At 53.4% G+C, this 19,619-nt stretch carries 1 protein-coding gene (only partly in view); it reads left to right on the top strand.

Annotation, left to right across the window (positions count from 1 at the left end; translation table 11 throughout):
- Positions 1-19,556, top strand: partial view of a TcdA/TcdB catalytic glycosyltransferase domain-containing protein gene (locus tag ACOMHB_RS10815; protein WP_448216626.1) — the 3' portion only. Its footprint begins 8,821 nt before the window's first position; 19,556 of the gene's 28,377 nt are visible here — the last part of the coding sequence; the start codon falls outside the window, past its left edge; it ends in the stop codon at positions 19,554-19,556.
- The last annotated feature ends 63 nt before the right edge of the window (positions 19,557-19,619 follow it).

Here is a 19,619-nt window from a genome sequence, read left to right as displayed (position 1 = left end):
AAGAAAAGACCTTTGTCGTCCTGGTCCCAGAATCGGGAAAATACCAACGCACGATTACTCTGGACCCTTTGAAGACCATCGACACGAATGACTATCGTGGCTTGCATTCGCGAGTCACTCTGGGGGCTCGTTCGCCACTTTTTATCTCGACCATTCAGGACAGTACCTATCGCTCTCAGGTGCGTGAGCTGATGAAACTGAATGGAATGCCAAAAAAACAGGGACCTGTGTTTCGTTATTTCGGCAAACCTAATCAATTTGTCGATACCCTTTTGGCCTGGCGAAAATGGGAAATAGAGTCTGGTTTTGAGGCTAAAAAGCCGAACCTTGATATTCGTCTGGAGCAAGACCGATTCATCGAGGACAGTGAGGCAATTGTCCATCCATGGCAATCAAATAAGTCGATCATCGTCCGGGTTGGAGTGAAGGATGTACCAGAAGAGGCGTCTGACGCCCGCCTGGCCCGGGTGCTGACCCAATCCTACGGGATGGCCCTGTGTCTGCGAATCCGGGCAATGGCTCCACATGCTCGCTATCTAATCGGGGCTATGGAGATATGGGAAATGGATTACCGTGATAATCCTGAGGGTGATTACGGTTTTGACAATGCTCTGACACTTCGGAAATTACCGGACACTGGCGATCCGCTTTACCGGGCACTGATCCGTGACAGTAAGAACCATGATCTTAAGTTTGCCGAGGGTTCTGTAGATGATTTCCAGCGGGCTATGGAGGTATTGGATTCGGAAGGGAAACTCAGCGATTCGGTCAGAAACGTTATTAGCCGCATTGCAATGAATCCGGCGACCTCTGTTAATACTTTTGTAGAAGCTCTGGTTAAGGTATACACAAATTTCTGGAAAGAGATGCAGGATGCACAACTGCGGTCGGTGCTGCAGTTGCAGGCATCGCAATACCAGATATTGAAACAACGATTAACCAGCTCCGATTTACCCGTCAATACCAGGAGCAGGTTATTGTCAAGTCTGGGTAATATGGAAAACCCGCCAGACAAAACTTCGTACACCGGCACCCTGCCTTCTCATTACATGGACGTCTATAGCAAAGGCATAAAGGAGAACAGTCCCGGAATTATCAGTGAAGTAACACCAGGCTCCTATGGCGATAATGGTTCGCAGACCAAGGTCGCGATCTTGTTCTCTGCCGGGTTTATCAAATATGTTCGTGATCAGAATGCTCTTGAACAGAATGCTCCTTCCGAACACCTGTTTTCAATACACAGTAAGATTATCAAAAGCCTTAGATGGCTCAGCACCGTCCCTGAATTCAAGGTTTTTTCCGGCGCTCTGGCGAAAGATCGGAGCCAGGTCTTTGGCGACCTCCAGAAGCTGGTGGATCAGGGGGTTATTGATGGTTCTGCCGGTAGCGGCTTCGACCAAGTCAAAATACCCGACTCTGTCCGGCTATTGCTGGTCATTACTCCTCCCGATCCATCGGGTACTCCATCCGCTACAGAAATGCCGCAGCCGGTTCTGGTTAAGAATACCGGTTGTGTTCTGAAAGTGGATCCGAGCCAGTATTTCATCAAAGGACAAATAGAGGTTGAACAACATCAGACCTTATCAGGCCTGATAGCTCGTTATATTGTTGCATCCGGTCTGCTAAAAGGAATCAACAGAGATTATGAAACCCTTCGCAAAAAAATGCTGCGTAAATTTGGCATCAAGGCATTACCAGAAAAGAAAAGCATTATCGTTGTCCCCTTCGACCCTTTCAAGGGACGGGCCGGCCTTGAAATAGAGAATCTCATCACAAGTGTGGACACTGAAGTGAGGAAAAACCTTGCATACTCTCAATTTAATCCTGATGAGCGTATTAACTCTGATTTTCCTAATATACTCCTGTCTACTGATAGCCATGAAGGTCGCGCCATCATTGAAATCGTTACCGGCCCCAAACCTCTCTCGGCTTATCTCAGTGAGTCCTCAGATTTATTTCTTGCAACCAAAACGCTGGCCTCTGTTTTAGCGAACATACCTGAAGGGGGGGTTACCGTCAGTGGTTTAGTTGAGGCTTATAATGATCAGCTACTTGGCAATAACCCCGAAGGTAATTTAAAAAATTTCAAGTTATCCAGTTTTGATGAATTTAAAGACAGTCAGATTTCATTGTTGCCTGGCAAGATGGGGGCAGCGGTAGCGGCAGGAGCACAGTCACCACCTTATCGTATTCATGTCAATATTGGGGTCGACCTTAGTTTGATTGGGGATATAACCTCCTATATTCCCGATCTTTTTGTCTCGGATAAAAGCGACACATTAAGGCAGGTTTTTGAGTGGAGCCAGTATAAAGCCGCTGTCATTTCAGAAAAGCTGAATCTGAATTCTGACTTGCTGAAATCCATGTTTACCATGCATTTGTACAAGCAGGCATTAGACAGTTCAACCAACGATTTCAAGAGGGGGAAAATGAGTCTTGCAGGTACCTCTATCAATAAACTTAGAGGATTACTGAGACTGGGTACCGCTGATTTTTTAATGACTGCCATCTCTGAGTCGGAGGCCGAACAACTTAAGACAGCCATCCAGAATTTCGGCTGGCAAAGCTTTACTTCGTTGATGCAGGAAACGGTCAATGATCTGGCCACGGTGGGATCTGAGGCTGAAGGAATTGGCAGGGAGTGGAAGGTTCCCGAACAGCGATTGCAAGCCAGGTTAAAATTGTTGTTCACCGACATGTTGGATCATCGTGTCGAACATGGGGCGATGATTATCCCCTATAACCATGGCTCAGATTTTTTCGAATTACCCCAGGGCGAGAACAAAAGCCCGAAGCTGGGTTACGTAGATGTCACCAATGCACCCTCAAGACATGGCGTCACTTCTTATGTCGATGAAGAGGGTCAAACCCATTTCCTCGGGACAGTGGAGGTTCGAAAACTCTGGCCCAATCTCGATAAGATGGCTTTTTCCCCTCCCGACTCTTTCACGGTTTCGGTAATAAAGTCCGTTCAAACCCCGGGGTTACTGGGAGCAGACCCGGAGGTTGACGGGATTTTTTTAGGAAAAGCTCAATCCCTGGTCAGCCCTGAAACCGAAAATTCGCATTACCAGAGCTGGGTGAAGCAGTCCATCCTCGACCGTTTGGGTCGACTCAGCCAGGCAAAGCTCGAGCATATAACCCGCTCCTTCGTCAACCGTCCGCAGCAAACACAGGACCCAATCGGGCAGGAACGAGTGGCCCGGTTGCTGCTGACTGCCAATCTCAGGGCAATAACCGGCGGGTCGTCAGGATCGGCCTGGGACACTCTGGTGCAGTTGCAAAAAATAGTGTCCGTGGATCTTCAGCGGATAACCAGCGGGGAGCAACGGCTTCCTGTGGCAGCCAATGACCGTCAGGCCCGCTGGCAACAGCTGGCAGAGCTTAATCTGTCCACTGAACTCAATACACTTCTGAAACTGTTTTCTGGTGATGAAAGCGAAGGTTTTATTAAGCCGGTGCTTAAATCAGGAGAGGTGCTGTCCGAGTACGGAATGTCTCTGCGCCGTGTGTCGCAGGAAATAACGATTGTCCTTAACCCCCACTGGCACCCGTACCAGAGTCAACTGAATAAGGATCCGCTGACCCTGACAGTGGGAATAAAAGACGCGACGCAAGATAACCATAAAGCTACCCCTATAGGAAAACTTTTCGCAATAGCCCTGTTAAACCATCCCGATGTGGCCGCGCTCCATCAGGCGCAAAAGAATTTACGGGCGATCTGGGGATTGTCGTCAATCAAGACTGACCGCAACTATGGCCTGACCAAAGAACTGACTCTGGCTATTTTTCCAGAGCAGCAGGACGCCCTGTACACACAGTTTGTGGATGGAATCGGCAACCCCGATCACAATTGGCAGTATGCTTCCGGCTCGGTTGAGGATTTCGCCCGGGTTCTCTACGGGTTGTCCACTCGCTATGATCAGGACAGTCTGACAGAGGCTTTTCAACGGCTTCAGAACTACCATCGTCAAAACACCGGAGTACACCTGGACACCTTTGCCTCAGCACTGGTGAAGACACACAGGAACCTGCCTGACCGGGCAGCACTGACTCTGCGTCAGGCCATCGGGAAAGAGGGCTGCACTTTTCTGAAACAGACCCTGAATGAAAAGCGCGCGCCATTAATCAGTGGCCTGGAGGCAATCATAGATGCCATAGGTCTTGACGCGCTTTATGGTGCTCGCTATTTAAAACGCAGCTTTCCTGGTGTCACACTGAGCAGGGGGATACGGTTAAAGGCGACCCCTGAATACTTCGATTATGCCGGGGCGAATTATCATTTATTACCCGATGCCATCAGGAGCTTCCTGGCAACGCCTCAGGGCAAAGATTACCTGAATAAATTCACAGACAATTTCAAACCTCGTCGTTATCAGGACCTGATTTTTGATGCCCCAAAAGCAAGCGATGGAAAGCAGCAAATCGTTGTTTCGTTAACACTGACTGAGGAAAAAACGGCTGACAGACAAGTGACCATTGATCCCGGTGCCAGTCAAGAGATCCGTTTGTCCAGCTTGATCCCAGTGTTTGTTGACCTGGTTAAATCCGGCTACGACATGGATGATAGCAGTCAGCCTGCCGCCCCGGACGATAAAGACATTGAAACAAGGGTTCGCCAGGAAATGGGGCTGGCTCCCCTGGTGCAGCCTGCCAAAATAGCGGCGGTAAAAAAGGACAGTGCAACTGGCCAGATCGTTCTTGAAAGAGTAACCGACGCTGTCTCCCGACCTGCCGGATGGGACAGCACGGTGCAGCAGAGCCCGACAGAGATCAATGGCTCACCTTTAACGACTCTGAAATGGCTTGGTGCCGAAGGTCAGCCGGGATTGCAATTGGTAACAGCCCCACTGTCCCCGGATGACCTGGACACTCACAGGCTTTCTCTGGCAGCCGATTTTTATGCGCTGGATAAAATGATCTCGACGCTGACTCATCCGGACAATACAAAAGATTTCGATGAGGTCTACAAGGAGTATTTTAGCGACCGGTCAGGCTCTGAAGGGCAGCCCATTGACTGGGCAAAAACCACCGACGGCTCAGATACCGGAATCATCCTGAGGCTGCCCTTTGAGGATCTGGACAGGCCGGTGTTCGCTGCCCTGTTTGCTGACAGTGACAGCCCTGAAGGGGAGCGGCTGCTGGCCAGCCTGAAGGCTGCCAAACAGTTCGTGACAAATATTGCCCCGGCCTCAGGCGATTACAGGGCAATCCATGCTCAGTTAAGGTCGCTGCTTACCCTGTTGTTGTACCGGCTGTCGAGGGACGCCCCCCATGGGAAATCCCTGTTTCCGGGAATAAGGCTGGCAGATTATATCCATACCTGCCTTTCCAACAGTGCCGCTGCCTTACTCAGTGACTACATTCACCGTGTTGGCCTGCAACAGGTCACTCAGGAACTGGAAACGAAGCTCACTGTCATTGCAAAGCCGGGTGCCCCGGATCTGCAAGCGGGCGTCAGGATCAAAGACCTGCTGGGGATGGCTTTGGATTACCGCCTTGCCAACGGCGCCATGTTGCTGCCCGGCACGCTGCCGGATTACTACTCGCTGCCCCTGAAAGATAACAAAAAATATCGAGAGCTCTGGACTGGCCAGATGTCAGAGGACAGCACAGCGCGACCTGTCTCCAGAAACGCCGATGGCCAATATCTTCTGGACCTGGCCTTGCCGGGTCAAAGCGGCATGGTCAAACGCCTGTTGCTCCGAAACCCGGCCCCCCCCGATAACCTCCGGAGCCAGCTCCGATTGGCTTTGAAACCGGACTGGCTGGGCAGTGATCCAGAGGTTACCCGTGCGTTTCTTGAATTGGCGATGTCCGGGGTGGGTAAAGCCGACTGGCCGCAGTTTTTGGAGTACTTCTCTTCATTGCCCCAATTGCAGCGTTCCGCAGTGGTGGTGGCGCTGGGTCAATATCGCTTGCAGTATCCAGAGGACAGTATCAAGCAGCTGGCCCTCGCCCTTACCCGACTCCAGCTGTCGGAAGTGAATCAGCAGATCAGTCAGGATGATCAGGACGGGGCACCGCCGGCGTTTCGCATCAGGCGTGTGACATTACCCGAAGACGGAAGTCATGGCTTCAGGCTGGAGACTGACGAGGGGATCATACCTGTGCTGGCCGACTCCCCGGAGCCGGTGACTGGAGAGCCATCACTCAAGCCGTATCCGCAAGGGCTGCTAATGCTCGCCAGTTCATACAGCAGCCAGTTTCCAGGGTCGTTTCTGGATACGCACAACAGCGTCAGACTGTACCGGCAAGCGATGCAGGATAGACGGCTGCATCCCGACCGTTACCAGCATGATGTCCAGTGGCTTATTAAAACGTTCAGTGACTTTGGACCGGAAATCTATCGCCAACGACTTCAGGAGGGGGGGGCGCTTGACCTGAGTGCGGGCCGGCCTCTCCACTGGCAGTTAAATCCCCATATTCCCCTGCAGAAGTCCCGGTTGCAGGTCGGGGATGCCGCTGTAACGATTGAGTTTGGGATGAAGGATAACCCTTTGCTGAATTACAGATTCTTTAACGAAGTGGTTGGCCGGTTCTACGCCATGGGTCTGGCCAAGAGTGTAGAGGCTGTTGATGCCAGTCTGTTCCAGTCGGTCTGGCCAGAGGAGGCGGAGCGACTGCGTCAACTGGGCGACACTGTTGATTTTGATTCTGTCCAGCGATGGGATTCCCTGCCTGCGGCGCGGCACCTGGATAATACCCTTCCGAGAGACAACAGCCCGGATTTACCAAAACTTTATGCTGGATCCGTCAGTCAGGAAGGCGTGAAACGGACGCTAAAATGGCTGTTCGGTCAGAAGCCTGAATCAATTTCATTGGGCCTTGAACAGCTCTTTGACCAAATTCAGGGGGACCAGGATAACCCGGCTGTTCAAACCTTTGCCGAGGCGCTGTATGAGTTTGACCGCAACCTGCCTGATGGTGACAGAGTCCTGTTCAGGGAGGCTTTCACTCCCAGGCAGATCAAATTTCTGAAGGGTGCCCTGACTCACCAGGCCCCTCAGCAGTGGGAACTGATTGACTACATAGACACACTTAAAACAACGTTCGATTCGCAAGCCCAGGTAACCGATGCTGACGGGTTTAAGTCATCGACCTACCGGCTGGTTGAGTCTGGCAGCGACAGTGACAGTGACAACGACGGTGGCAGGAAGTTGAGGATTGTCATCTGGGACCCTGAGGCGCAAGACAACAAACGCTGCCGACGTGGGGTCGACGGGTGCAGAACTCGCCTGCTATCAGCAGAAAATCTGGCGGACCGCCCCTTTTTGGACATTGACAGCACGGATATCAGTAACACCGATACCAACAAACCTTATTACAAAGTTGAGTTCCTTAACCACAACGATGAGCTGTACCGGGTGCTCAGGCGCTCAGACAAGGATATCACTGCCACCCCCCTGGGCCAGGCTTCCGTTTATGACAGCATCCACGATAGCAACGACTCCCCAGCTGAGCGGGTGTTTTCAGACCCAACATTGGCCACCACGTCGGTGGCGGTCAGGCGTTCCGATGGCAAGGTTTATCAGCTGATTTCGGAAGCTGACGGTCACTACCGGGCAGTGAGTTTGCAATCCGGAGATAAGCTGTTAGCGTCGTACGACAGTAACAGCAAAACCCTTATTCCGGTACTGGAAAAAAACGACCATGGAAAGACGATTTATGGCGTGAAACTGGACGACGCCGCCGCAGGGACAAACGGGCTGTTCAAACTCACCCCGAAGGAATCGCTGAAGGATCAGTTAGCCGCCGCCCGCCACTGGCTGTCAGCGAGCAGTTCCGAGCTACGGACTCTGACGGGCACAGACGACAGAATAGCCGTGATCCTTCCTGCCGACTACCGTCCCGGCCAGAAACTGGCGAATCAGGCCGAACGGCTCTTGTCAGAACTGAGAGTCTTTGTTGCCAGCTCCGCCGGACAGCGTCTGGTCAATGCCCTGGGGCTCCCCGGCAGCTTCATCAAACCCGCCACTATGACTGAGCTGGACAGTCAGCTGCTGCCCGGTATGAAGCCCCCTGCCCCTCTCAGGCTGGTGATCAGGTTCGGCAAACAGGCTCTTGCTGACCGGGTGGTACCCTATCGCTCCGGGGACAGCGGGGACACCAGTGGCAACCGGCTTGTGGTGCTGAAGGTTGACCCGGCGGTGTTGACCGGGCAACGCAGTTCCACCAGTAATTACCTGGGGGCATTGGCCTCTGTCCTGAAGGATTTATGTCGGGCAGCACTGGTCAGTACTGATCAGGCGAACTCACCAGCCATCGCCATGACCTGGTTGCAGGGGGCCAAAATCACCAGTGCCCGGACGCTGCTGCAACTGGAAAACCAGCTTCGTAAGCAGTATGGCCTGCTGCCCGTGCTGGCCACGGCATCAGCCCATACCCCTGTTCAGGAGGTCACCTCAGCGGGCGGGATAACGACTGTGAAAAACCGCCAGCGGGTCCGGATTGCCTATAAAGCGATTGCCGAGCCTCTGTCCGGCTTTGGTCGGCTGGTAGGAGATATGGAAACCCGTCGACTGTTTCAGCGGGTTCAGTATTATTGCAACCAACGGGTTGACCGGTTATCCGACGCTGGTCGTTTGAAGCTGGGAAATCTCCGCTCACTGTTAACGCAGCTGGCCTGGAGTGGGCTGGTCAGCCAGCGCATGGTGACATCGCAGCCTGCACTGCTGGCTGATCCGGCGGACGTGGTCACAGCCGTGCTTGATGACAGTGAGCTGAAAGCACTGGCCGGGATCAACAACCTCGCCGGGCAGCTTGAAAAGGTGTTGACCGATGCTCTGAAAGACCGACGGGGCATCGCCTTCACAGCGGCAGAACAACAGGGATTATTGCGCTGGCTAAGCCGTGCAGAGGCGGTTCTTACGGACGCACAGGCCGTGCGCAAGGAATGGGCTGACCCCGGACAACTTCCCCTCGCTGCGGATTCCCGCGGCAATGTACCGGTCACCACTGGTAACCGAAAAACCCTTGCCCTGACCAGCACCGGGCGGCAACCGGTCACCCGGCTGAATGATCAGCCTCTCATTGCTATTGAAAGCCAGAACGGCCCCCTGTCCGCTCCGGCAGGCGATGAGCTTAGCGGTTTGCTGGCCCTGTTGAGACAGGAGTCACCTGACAGCCCGCAGGCTGTCGCTGCTTTAAGGACCGAGCTTGGTTGGGCTCCAGCAGTTACCGACCCCGACTATTACCGGGACGCGATCAAGCGTACTCTGTTATCACTGTCCCCACAGCAGGTCAACAACCTGGACGACACCCTTGTTGATGTGCTCAAAAAGCCATCCCTGACCGACGGTGAGTCGCTGCTGGCAGAGTATTTTTTTCACCGGCGGCTCAGGGGGCTGGAACCCACAGACCCAGCCGGGTTGCGGGCGGATGCCCTGCGGGCCAATAAATGGCTTGATCTCCTGCAAAAAAATCCGCCATTGCTTCCGGGACCCGGCTGGGAGCCCCCGGCTTTCACCCTCGATACCGGGTTGGGCCGTTACCAGGCTCAGGTTCAAACCAAGGACGGGCAAAAAACGTTCACGCTGGGTCGCCGGGATGACCTGGCTTTTTCCAACCGGGGGCCCGGCTACACCCTGACTCACAGCGAAGGCGACCGCAAGCAGGTCTTTCGCCTCCAGCTTCCTGATGGCTGGCCAGACCGTCTTTTGCCGATCAGGCTGGTTGTCCACATGGAGTTTTATCGCAAGCTGCAACGCAAGGGCAGAATTGGCAAAGAGCAATTACAGAACGACATTCAGTTCATTGCCCGGGGGATGGGGGAGCCTCGTCTATCGCAGCTTCTTCAGGCGCTGGTGCAACCCGTCAGGGATGCAGGCATTGCCGATATTAGCCCTTTTAAAATAAAAATCAGCCCCAGGCCGCTCTGGCCGTTGGTGGACAGTCGTGTCGAGGTGAGTGAGGAAAACAGTGCCCACGCCCTGTTATTGCTGGGCACGAAGAACAGGAACAGGCCATTTATTTTCCGGGAAACCCTGACCAACCTGGTGGGTGCCAGTCTGTTGAAGGCCCTTGAAGGTGGTGGAGGGTCGCTGACAGCCTTGCGCCAGCAGGTGCGCCAGCAGTTCGGGATCAACACCGCGACACTGCCTGACAAGGAGTCGCGTCCCTTGGGACTGACCCGTCAATACGCACTGACTCTGGCGGTTGACCCTTCAGGCACAAGCCTCTATCGGCAACTGGTCGCAGGCCATCATAACCTGCTGTTAGCCAAAGGTACGAAAGCCGATTATCGCCGGGCATTGGCGTATTTAGAGTTGCATGATAAGACCAGGATTCAGGCAATAAGGGATAGCCTTGCTAAAGGGGAAATTACAGCCAGTGACCGTGAGAAAAAACTTTTCAACGAGGTTGTCAATGATAAACAATCCTCAGCGCCGCCCCTGGTTCCAGATGGCTCTGATAATACCATTGCCTCCTACAAGGCCTTGCCCTCCACCTCCAAGCTGGTCAACGTGGATTACCGGGCCCTCTGGAGCGTCGGTTCCGGTATAGAATCCCTGCTCGACGCCAGACTGCTGGGGTTAAGTCGGGCGGCGGCAGAAAATTTCCTGTCCCAACAGATAGAGGTCGCTAAAAAGCATTTCAGACTAAAAGTCGTTGCCAGCACTTACCTGAAGTCACTGCTGGTTCATTTTATCTACTGGAAGATGGAGCAGGTTCTGGGTGACACCGGCCAGCCAGCCAGCCGGATACACTTGGGAGTGACCGATGCGGTAACGACCATACTGCCTGACGGCGATATCGATGACATCGCAAAACTGATGTACGTTGATCTTTGGTTGGAGATAAATACGCCAGAGAGTCCGAGGATATCCACTCTCGTCGCATTGGAAAAAGCCTGCACTTTTGTTGCCCGGGGACTCGGCTGGAAGTCTTTTGACACTGGCCTGCTGGCCAATCTGAAGCAAGATGTGGACACCGTATTCCGTAAGGCGGTAGCACTGCGACGGCGCGTCGGAAGGCCGTTCCAGTTGCCTGTTAATCAACAACCGGACGCCCGGGGTAAAGAGCCCACGTCTGTGCAGGCTTTAGCGGGGCAGGATCAGATCATTGAAACCTTCGCCAGCAGCCCTCGTTATGCGGTTATGGCGGATGGTAAAAGGCGTTATCTGAAAATAACTCCGGCGGGCCCGGGCAATCCTTTCCCGTTCATGTCACCCCAGTCACAGGATGGCCTGAAGAGGCTGTTATGGCGGCCTCTTAATCCGGGCAAAAACGCTGCAGCCACTCAGGCTTACCTGTCACAGCTGGCACGCCATTATGAGGCTTTTAGTGAACTGAAGGACATTAACATGACCGGCCAGGTCAATGGCGTTATTGACAAGATGGACCATGTCACCCGGCAGCAGTTTGCCGATGGTTTCCTGCACTATGCCCGGCAGTCAGCCATCCCGGCAGGTCTGGCTGAAACCATCGCCGGGAAGTTACTTGCGGCAGAGGTCAGCGCCCTGGGTTCTCTGCCTGAAACGATTTCTACCGGGCTTTATCAGCGGCTCAACGGGCTGCTGAACCTGACCGGGAAAAAGGAATTTTCACTGACCTCTGGCGACCTGAATATTCGGGTGCTGACCAATCCCTCAATCACCGCCGATGCCTCCTACCTGATGCCTGCCCAAGGCACGCTGATGCTGGGCAATGGTGACCCTGACAGCCCGCTGACCGCCGCCGCAGCAATGGCTCTGCTGCAGGCATGGGAAGCCCGGAAACCGGAGGATCAGGCAAAAACATTCCTGGCCCTGCATCAGAAGCGAATCCGATTGCCAAAGGGTGTGGAAAGCCTGTCACCAGAGTCGCTGGTCAGCGAGTTCACGGTTAAGGAAGGCAAGCTGGCACTCTCCGGCCTGCTGGAACGTCTGACCAGCTTTATCGGGCTGGCGAACGGACTCAAGCGGGAGGGCTCCTCCGGAGCCCTTAATCTGGCCAGAAAGATTCGCCAGAACGTCGCCGACGGCGTTGCCGCACTCAGGCGTGATATTGATTTTGGCCAGATGGCTGAGCTGGTTGATATCACCGAGCGTGATTTTAGGAGGACCTTGCAGGCACTGGACAAGACCGGTTTGCCAGCCGGTCAGGCCACAAGACTGCCTGATGCAAACTGCGTGCTGTGCGACGGCTCCGGACCGGTCAAGACCGCGATAGCCCTGATAGACCGGGTCAGCAGTCACCTGGATGCTATTGAAGCCAGTGATCGCTTCACCCATGTCAAACAGAGTGCCGGTGACAAGGGGTTGCTGGCAGACGCCTTCCTGCTGCTGGAGCAGGAGCGTTTTGCGGCGGTGGTCACCGAAGACATTATGGACAGCCCGGCGTTGCGCAAGGAGCTTCTTGAACTCTTACGACAGACACTGGCGCAAAAGCAGGAGCTGAATCCGGAGCAAGTCATTGATCGGGTGGCCACTTTGCTCAATGACTCGGGCTACAGTGTCGACGACACCCGCTTTGTCAAGCAACAGCTGCTTGGCAACCCGGAGTTCATGGCGAGCCTGCGGACCCGAAAAGGCCAGGTCGAGGATGGCCCTGAGCCCGGCAGCCCGGGTGACACCCGACTGGGAGGCGGGTCGAAAAAAGTGCAAGGGAAGTTCATGCGCATGCTGGATAAGCTGGATCGCAGTACAAAATTCAATGCGGGCAGGGTGATGTTCGGCGGAGCAAGTTCCGTCTATGGCCTGGCCATGGCCTCGGTGTCACTGAATAACCTGGCAAAATACGGAGACGAGATGCCTGCTGGGGCCAGGAACATGGCCTATGCAAGTGCGAGCCTGGGCACCGTCAATTCGGTCTACGGCATTACCATGAGCGCTAACTGGGCGCTGAGCAAAACCCTGGTCAAGACCAACAATCCGGTAGGGGCCATTGGCGTCGCGTTAAAGCTGGGCCCGAAAGTGTCACGAAATGTGGCCAGGGCGATACCCGTTATAGGCGGTGTCGTTTCGGTGATGCTTGGCGCTTCTTCACTGGTCTCCAATGCCAGCAGCGCCGATGCGGCAAGAAAATCTGGCAACCATAAACGGGCGGCTATTTTTGGTGCAATGGCCGCTTTGGATGCCATTACCATTGGCCTTGATGTTCTCAGTACAGCGCTGGACTTCATCAATCCAAAGCTGGGTATTATTGTGGACGTAATCAGTCAACTGCTGGGTTTTCTGCAAACGGCCCTGGCGGCCCTGGCGCCGCCTCCCAACGCCAGGGAGGATTTCAGCGTTGTACTGGAGAGCGATAAATTCAAGGAATATCTTAATGAACAGGCCGCTCACTTTGAGAAACAGGGCTACCGGTATTTTGTGCTCCACCAGGATGCCACGGGTTGGCTTGACCAGGATAATTACAAGGAGAACCTTGAGACGTTGAAGAAATCCTTTCTCCGGTTTTTGGATGGTAGCAAAGGAGACAAAGGGCTTGCCCTTAATGATTTTACCAACGAAAGGCGAACCACAAGAGGAACGTCGCTGACGGACACCATGTACGCCGAGAAAGGGTTCAAGGTGTTTTATGGGCTGGGTGGTGATGACATCCTGATCATTAACGAGGGAGAGCTGTATGGCGGTACAGGCAACGACCGGCTGATCCTGAAAAAAGGCGTGGCAAAAGGGGGCAGTGGCAATGACGATATACGGATTGAAAAGTCAGGTTCTGCCCACGGGGACAGTGGTGATGACGTTCTCCGGATTGAAAAGACGGGTACTGCTTACGGGGGCAGTGGCAACGACATTATCCGGATTGAAAAATCAGGTACGGGTCACGGTGACAGTGGCAATGATGTTATCTGGATTGGGCACTCAGGTAAGGCTTATGGGGGATACGGGGACGACACTCTCTACCTGTCAAAGATCGGTGGCATTGGCTATGGCGGGCCAGGAAACGATCAGATTTATTACGGCAAATCCCAGTATGGCGACTCGGGTGATGACCGGCTTATTGACAAGCTCGGCGCAGTCGACCAATACGGTGGTACAGGTAATGACCGTCTTTCGCCGGGGTTAGGCTATGCACGGCTTTTTGGCGGACCCGGAGATGATACGCTTGTCCTGCCCAGCTTCTCGCTTCCTGTTTTCAGCCAGGGACCAATAATAGGCAATTTCACGGCTCACTATAGTGTTGGTCGTTATACCTTGGGGCTCGGTGAGCAATCATCTAAAACCTCGGGTATCAAGTTTCACTACCGTCATGATTACTCTAAGCCATTAGTCTGGGTTGACTTGAAAAACGGAAACTGGCTTAACCGTTTTTATCGTTATCTCGACTTTCAGGGGTTGGACCGCGACCACCCGGATAGCCAGGAAACAGGCAAAAAATCCGTTTTCGATGTTTTTCATGTATGGCCTTTCGCTAAGTCATCGATGACTAAGGAATTGATGAACCAGCTCAGACCCGACGCCAGTCACACAGGCATCAATCGAATTTCTGATATTTACGGTAGGCAGCCTTACTTTTACCTCGGCAAAGTTCCGTACGGCAGCGCGCGAGAGCAAGTTCACCTCTATTTTTCGCTCAAAGGCGTTTTCGTGATGAAAGCCGACCGTTCCCTGTTGTTTTTCAAAAAGGACAGCCTGCTCAGGGCCAGTGAAAGTAACAAAGCCATTAAATTCTTCGCCACCCTCCTGGACTGCCTGGTGACCGGGGGCCTTGTTCAGGGTATGGAAAATCTGGTGGGTTCCGAAGACGGCTCAGAAGTTTACGGGACTGACCAGCGCAATAACATTTATCTCAGGGGCGATGAAAATAGTAACAACATAGTGAATGCGCGAGGTGGTGACGATTTTGTCTATGCCAGCAATGGCACAGACGTAATAAAACTGGGGGCGGGCAATGACCGGGCGGTGTTGAGCGATCAAAATGCGGTGCACGGTGGCCCCGGCACAGACACCATTTCCTACGTGGTTCGAAAGGAAAATCTTTGGCTGGATATGACCAACCGGGATCCGTCATCGGGAGAGGTGGTGACCGGTGTCGAGGTCATACAGGACTCCCCCCAGGATGACAGGATCAAAGGAAACCATGAGAATACGGTTTTCATGACCACCGGTGGCACCAATATCCTGGACGCCGGAGCTGGTAACGACACGGTCATCACTAACGGCGGAAAGACGTCTGTCTGGCTGAGAAGCGGTTTTAACTCCGTGCTACTGGGCGATGGTCACCACAAGGTTCACACGGGCATTCATGCCGACTCAATCAGGGTGAGTGGCAACAACCTTGTTAACCAACAATTTTACGTCCACAAACCTCAGGAACCTTCGACAGGAAAATGGCCGGTCCTGGTCATCCGCTGGGGACGATTTGGTGCCGGGTGCATCCGGCAGCACAAACAGCTGGCCAGCCTGACAGTCAACCCGTTCAGCGAGCGCATGGATCTGGTTTTCAGCAAACAGAACCCCAATGCTAACGTCACTCTGGACTTTAACACCCCCAATATCCCGTCTGTCACAGTCAGCCAGGTTAATACCCACTGGTACCGGGAGGATTTGGCCAAAACGGGCCGCTGGCAGTTCATTGACGGGGATGTGATGAAGCTGGGCAACACGACCCTAACTGGTTTTGATTCAGGAAAAGATGTTTGCAAGGTCACCAGGGAAGTGGACACCCATACCTTTTCCAGAGCACAGATGCTGGCATTTTTGAATCGCTACCCCGGAAAACCTTTAGGTGAATTCCAGTGGCCTGACAAGACTGAGCTGGAGAGCCTGGCTAACGAAGGAAAAAACCTGGGCGTCGGCCTGCACCGCATTAGCAGTGAGGAAAGTAATAATATCAGCCTGGGTATTGAGTTTCGTTTCGACTCTCCCAGTTGCAACCCGCGTACTGGTCCTTTACGCAAGCTGACCCTGAAGCCGAACCAACAACAGGTGCTCTTTGAAGGCGTAATCCCGGAAGTGAAGAAGCGGGTCATGTCCTTCATGAACGAAGATGCCATTATCGCTTTTAAAGCAAATCACACACTGACTTTAAAATTGGTTAACACCCGTGCAGACGGTCGCAGGCAGCATCTTGGCCGCCATAAGGTATCAGAAATAAAACCGGTCTCAAAACAATGGGACGAAATGTTTCCCGGTCAGCCAGTGGCGAAAGCCTTGAGCATGTTGGAGATACATCATACCTTTCACAGGAATACGACTTTTCTTAAGCTATGCGAAGCCTCCAGGCCGTTTACCAGCTCTGCGATCCTACCGGGTGCTCACCTTGACCTGTCTTCAGACTCACACTCTGGCGTTCCTATCATTATCGGTGGTCCGGGCAATGATCGGCTAACAGGTAATCCCGCCACGGATAACATATTGCTTGGCAAGGGAGGGCGCGACATTTTGAAGGATATGGGTGGCAATAATCAGTTTATTGTCGGCATGGGCAATACCACCGTGATGGCTGCCGGAAAGGGACACAATCGGCTAATACACGACAAGTCTGCCGTACTTTATGGTGCCCGGCTCCTGCACAAAAGCGCCAGGAATCTCAGTATCAAGGTCGTCTCAACGTATGAGCTGGATGGGATGAGCGTCAATGTCACGGGGGGGATCGCACAGACCCGATGGCGAAATAAGGAAACGGACAGCTGGCGTTATCACCAGACCCTATTCAATGGCATCAGCCAGATTGACGGGACTTCGGGAGATGATACCTACTTTGGCAGCAATGGTACGGATATTTTCAGCACCGGGGGCGGTTTGGACAAGGTGCACATGGGGGGCGGAAACGACCGGGTCATCATTAACGCCCGCTGGCAAAATGGTACTACCCTGGACGGCGGCAGCGGTGCCAATACACTGCTCTTTGATTTGCCCAGCAGTCGTCGTGTATCTGTCGACCTGAGAAATAGTTTAACGGTCAGGAACTTTATCCTGGAGGACACCGGGAAGGGCAGGATAAAATTTTCCGGTGACGATAAAGATAACATTTATGTGTCCAGAGGTTCTCTGTACAGTTTTAATGGCAGGGGAGGAGATGACTACCTTTTTCTTCTGGAGCAGCCGAAGGTCACCCATTTAAACGGTGGTCCGGGCACCGACACGATAGATTTCAGCCAGATGACCATCGAGCCGCATTTTGTCCGGCTCAATCTGTCTTTAAGAAAAAAAGCAGTGAGCTTTGCCTGTTATGCAAGCGATTCGGGATCCTGCCCTCCTGATAAAAACGTCAAAGGTCATATGTCTTTTACGGAAAGGTCGCCCAAACCCAAACCCAAATCCAAGGGCATTTTCGAAACATGGTCGACAGCTATCAGTAATTTTGAGATTTTCAAGGGCCCCGATTCCGGCGATATGTTCAACATTCCGGCCCTTGCCGGTATTACCGTTGATGGCGGAGGTGGCAATGATACTTTCAGAATTTCCTCTCCCCGCATCAAGAGCAACAGTTCAATCTCCTCCACTATAGGGGGACCCGGATACAACAGGCATTATGGCAGCCGGGAGGCTGACCGAATGGTGGCAAACCTGGGGCCTGACCTGCTTTCCGGCAACCTGGGCCCGGATATTTACGTTATTTATCCACAGGCCAATGGCACCCGGATCGTCGACCGGGACAACGGAAATAGCCTGATATTGCACGGAGTCCAACCCGAAAAGCTGGACTGGCGACTGACCGGGAATTATACCCATCTGGAAGTGAACAACGACGGACATTTCTTTTTCAGCATCGATTTAGGGCACGTTCCCCACTGTGTGCGCGAAGATGGCAGTTTGGTCACCGGGCACTTTATCAACAGCCTGGAACGGCATATCTGGCGCCTGACAACCATTGATCCGGCCAACAACGAAAGCAGGCTGCTTAACGGCAAAAACCTTCGAGACTACTATCACGCCGAGCTGACTGTGGATAAACGACTGGATAGCACTTATCAGCTTGGCAATATCACCGCACCGGTGCATGGCGGGCCAGGTGATGACGTGTTTTTCTTCTCGGGTGCTGTCAAGCCGGGAGCTGGGCTGTTCGGGGAGTCGGGAAATGATATTTTCCACCTCAAAAGCAGTGGTGCCAGTGTTCACCCCGGTCCTGGCAATAACCTTGTCAGTCTGGAGCTGGGGGATTTAAAGGATAGTGGCAGGGATAGTGGCAGGGAAAGCGGCTGGGAAAACCGCGCCGTGAAGCTGTTTTTTGCTCCCTTTTCGTTTAACCGTGTTCGAATGGCTGGTGTCAGCCTTGCGGATGTGCAGGCAGCCAGCTGGCGTTCGCTGGATCTACGCAATGCTCCTAACAGCGGTGACCAGACTCGCTGCCCAGCGGGCTTATCCCGCCTGGTGCCTCCTCCGGTCACCGGCGGCAGTTTTATCCTGGCAGCCTGGATTCGCCGGGGCCTGCCGCTGGGTAGGCGAACACAGGCCGGAAGCACACTGATTCATTTTGCCGGGGCTGACGGCTCTGATGTCATCAGCCTGAGTCTGAAACCCGGGAAACTGGAGATCAGGCTAACGGAGGCTGCCAGCGTCTTCCATCGAAGGGTCAGGCCATTTTTTACCTCCCCCAACCTGCATCTGGTCATGACTATAAATGACAGTGGTTTTCTAACCATCTACCGGAATGGCCAGATTGCTCTGGCAACCCGGGCCTTCAAGCCAGCCAGGAAAATTCGGACGCTGAACTGTTATGCCGCTGACAAACTCATCATCAACCGGCGTCTGCCGTCGCCTGAAGGCATAAAAATGATGGCGTCCGGTGCCGATCCCCTGGTGAGAATAGGTACTTGGCAGGACCCTGACCGTATCTACGCCAATGGCTGGCCAGACAGCCTGGAACTGGATGACAGCATTCTCGATGACAAGGTAAAAATTGCTCAACGACTCGAGTCGGGTTATTCACTTTCAAAGCAAACCATCCCCGGACATCAGTACCTGATAGATGAAAAAAGCACCGTTTACCACTTTGCTGGCGATGACTTCTCTGACACTGACCAATGGCTTCTGGCAAACGCCACAGGCACGGCTGACCAGCTCGAAATTAATACCCATGACTGCCAGAGATTGCGCTATCAAAAGTCGGACGAGGATCTTATCCTGACTGTCAGGCCTAATCATAACCTGCTGAAAAACAGTGAAAATAGCACCAGGCCGATCAATGCCACCCAGAGCCTTCGGGTGCAAAATTTTTTCAGTGAGGGAGGCGAGACCATAGAGCGCCTGATCGTCAATAACAAGGTGCTCAGCATGAGCGAGGTGTTTGCAAAAGTGGACAGCCCACAGTCACGTGGCAGGCGCTCACTGAGTGAGAGCAGTGAAGAAGGTGCATTGGCCGCTGAGGAAGCAGGCAACGGAACCCAGTCCTTACTGGACAGGATCATTCGCAAGGGGCAACAGCTGGTGAATTACCTGGGCAGCCTGGCTGGAGGTAAGAAAGACGACGCTGACACAGGTGGAGCCGAGAGTGAACGACCTGAGGTAGCGAGTCTGAATGACACCGAATTGAACCGAAATTACCAGCGTCTGGTTCAAGAACTCAACGCCCTGTCAGGCAATCGCAGTGGTGAGAGCCCATCGTTTATTCCATCGGTAAGCCAAAGAATGGCGCAGAACCTGACGAATCCGCTAAATTTAACGATGATGGGTCAGGGCTGAGTCCTCCGACCACGCCGGTGAAAAGACAAGTATCACAACCGTTCTGATATCACAACCCTTCTG

The sequence above is a fragment of the Endozoicomonas sp. 2B-B genome (genome assembly GCF_053470045.1).
The sequence above is the reverse complement of the archived record's forward strand: the minus strand, read 5'-3'. Positions and strand labels throughout refer to the sequence as shown.